Origin of the sequence: Moorena sp. SIO4E2 (assembly GCF_010671945.1) — a bacterium.
GTDB lineage: Bacteria > Cyanobacteriota > Cyanobacteriia > Cyanobacteriales > Coleofasciculaceae > Moorena > Moorena producens.
On sequence record NZ_JAAHIE010001041.1, the window covers coordinates 1 to 1,874 of the forward strand.

Here is a 1,874-nt window from a genome sequence, read left to right on the forward strand (position 1 = left end):
TTTCGACCTTGCTGCGCAAGCTACTAATGGTAGAAACGGTTTCGAGGGAACGCCACCAGATGTCAAAGGCTGCCACATCTTCTTCCAAGAGTTCTTGTGCTTCCATCGCCATCTTACGACGGCTTTCCTGATTCTGTGCTACCACTGCTTTTAAGTCATCCACGTTGAATGAGTGGACAGTCTCTAGCTCATCAACATCCGCCGCCACATTACGAGGCACAGAAATATCAATTAGCATTAAGGAATGGCTAGTCTGCAACACTCCTTCTAAATTAGACCGAGTCAGGAGTGGTTCGGTGGCACCAGTGCTAGTAAATACGATATCTGACTGGGCAACCAGTGTCATCATATCTGACAAGGAATGGAGTTTTAGCTCCGCTTTGGGAAACCCTTTCGCTAACTCTTCAGCCCGTTTGGTGGAACGATTCAGAATTGAGATATCTACGGCACCTTTGGCCAGTAGATGTTTCACCAGTAAGCGCGACATCTTACCAGCACCGATAATTGCTATTTTATAGGGGGTCAAAGAGGTGCCATAAAGGGTTTCTACCTTCTGCTGAGCTAACTCTACCGCTGCTGAGCTAATGGATACTGCCCCAGTGCCAATACTGGTTTCCGTGCGAACTCGCTTACCGGCAGTAATTGCTTGTTTAAACAGTTTATTAAGTAGACGTCCAATTCCCTTGTGTTGCTGACCAAGTTTGTGGGTGGTTTTGACCTGAGCTAGAATTTGCCCTTCTCCTAACACTAGGCTATCTAGACCGCCAGCAACCCGCATTAAGTGCATGACTGCATCTTGATACAACAGAATAAATAAGTGGGGGCGCAACTTGGCTAGAGGAATGCCAGCTTTTTCTGTCAGAAACTGGCACAATTCTCGGATTCCTGCATCAGTTTCTGTGGTGACTATATAAACTTCTAACCGATTACAAGTACTCAGTATCGCTACCTCTTCTATATGAGGATAGCTACATAAGTGGGGCATCACAGTTTCTAACTGGGCTTCTGGAATGCTGAGTTTTTCTCTGACTTCAACCGGTGCTGTCTTGTGGCTCAGACCTACTACGGCAATGTTCATGTTTTTGATAAGGAGGTTTGATGGGAGTGTTAGTTATAGAAGTTATCAAAAAGGTGAGTAACTTTTGTACTTGATTTTAGGGAGTAGGGAGTAGGGAATAGGGAGTAGGGAGTAGCGATGCAGCGCGGTCTTGGGGAGGCAGCGCGGTCTTGGGGGTCTCCCCCATGAGCGACTGCCGTGGTTTCCCCCATGAGCGACTGCATCAAGACGGGAGTAGGGAAAAAATATTGTGTACTTTATTAGGATTAAAACCGTTATCTTAGTAATTCTTTATCGGTTTGTTGGTACAAATGTTTTCTACAAATCCTTACTAAAACGAACTTGAAGGAAGGGTTAAACTAGGTTTTTAACCTTCCTTCAAGCTTTAACTACTGTTGCTAGGGCGTGTTTTCAAAGTTTTCTGCAAGATTATGATCCCCCCCAGCCCCCCTTATTAAGGGGGGAGCCATACTCACAAAGATTATGATCCCCCCCCAGCCCCCCTTATTAAGGGGGGAGCCATACTCACAAAGATTATGATTCCCCCCAGCCCCCCTTATTAAGGGGGGAGCCATACTCAAAGTCCCCCTTTTTTAAGGGGGATTTAGGGGGATCTCCGAGGCAAGAAGACACGCCCTAGGCACTACAGGGGTAAGCAATCAGCTGACGACTGATAGCTGATTGCTGATAGCTTACCTACAGGGTTAAAACCCTCTTCCTAAGAGTTAGCTCAATTGGATATACTTGGGCTGTTCAAACATATGAACGGTGTCCACAAACCGAGCGGTCTTGGACTGACTTGAAATAACTAGGCTTT

2 protein-coding genes are annotated in these 1,874 nt (G+C 46.2%); both read right to left on the minus strand.

What is annotated here, in order from left to right; translation table 11 throughout:
- On the minus strand, positions 1-1,078 hold a 1,078-nt coding region (locus F6K37_RS40380), incomplete at its 3' end, for a glutamyl-tRNA reductase (protein ID WP_287256915.1).
- A 29-nt stretch (positions 1,079-1,107) separates the two neighbouring features.
- The gene (locus tag F6K37_RS40385) at positions 1,108-1,269 is read right to left on the minus strand and encodes a hypothetical protein (RefSeq protein WP_154659766.1); all 162 of its coding nucleotides are present in this window, start codon (positions 1,267-1,269) and stop codon (positions 1,108-1,110) included.
- Between the last annotated feature and the right edge of the window lie 605 nt (positions 1,270-1,874).

What these genes read in the sequence shown, in the direction of transcription:
- F6K37_RS40385 (WP_154659766.1), bottom strand. Translation starts at nt 1,269, where the DNA reads ATGGGGGAAACCACGGCAGTCGCTCATGGGGGAGACCCCCAAGACCGC.